Below are 770 nucleotides of genomic sequence, written 5' to 3'. Positions count from 1 at the left end.
CCGTCGGGTCGGGCGGTGTTTCCTGCGGTTTGGCGGGGATGTCGGGCGGCGCGGACTGTTTGGCCGGCAGGCGTTCGAGGCCCTGCCCGGCCTTGTTCACCGGCCGCGCCTTTTTGGTCCACAGCTCCGCCACGCTGACGGTGGCCGTCGCCTGGCGCGGCGGCTTTGCGGCAAGCAGCCAGGCCGCAAAACCCAGTCCGCTGCCGAAGACCGCAAGGGTCAGCACGAAGCCGCAGACCAGGCCCAAAACCGCTTTCACGACACGCTCCTTAAGTCCCTGCTCATAGAATGCGGGGCCTCAAGGCTGGTTCCAGAAAAACGCCGGCGCCGAAGCTGCCAATCTCCCCACAGGTGGGGGAGATGGCCGGCAGGCCAGAGGGGGGCGCCGTAGGGCGCTCACGGGCGGAGGCTTCCCCTCCCCCGCAAGCTCCAACAAAGAGGGCCACCCCCCGCCCAGACACAGTTCAGAAACAATATTCAACAGTTCGGAAAAACTGCCGAAAAGATCGGATGGCATAAGCATCCCACAACAACTGGAAAAATGGCCGTGCCGGGCGATGCCCGGCCTGGACGGGAAAGTATGGAAATGGATCACGGTGTCGACATCGCCGAACTGGACGCGGAACGATCGGGGCTGGAAAGCGGCCTGGCAAGTGTCGACGCGCCGATAAGAACGGCCCCCGCGACAGCCAGGCGCGGGCAAATCCTGACGGGCGCCGACTTTGCCCGGCAAGGCCTGCCCGGCGAGCGGCTCGACACCGTCTTCGAAC

The 770-nt window shown here is 65.6% G+C and carries 1 protein-coding gene and 1 pseudogene; one reads left to right on the top strand and one right to left on the bottom strand.

The genetic code is table 11. From position 1 onward, the window contains the following. Positions 1-259 (bottom strand): annotated as a pseudogene (locus EN964_RS36100) (BA14K family protein); the annotation flags it as partial. A gap of 321 nt (positions 260-580) precedes the next feature. On the opposite strand from EN964_RS36100, the gene EN964_RS36095 reads away from it, so the two are divergent. Next, positions 581-770, top strand: a 190-nt coding sequence (locus tag EN964_RS36095) for a hypothetical protein (RefSeq protein WP_206528838.1), incomplete at its 3' end; no start/stop codon positions are given.

Origin of the sequence: Mesorhizobium sp. M7A.F.Ca.CA.001.10.2.1 (assembly GCF_003998575.1) — a bacterium.
GTDB lineage: Bacteria > Pseudomonadota > Alphaproteobacteria > Rhizobiales > Rhizobiaceae > Mesorhizobium.
This window is presented reverse-complemented; position numbering and strand designations above follow the sequence as displayed.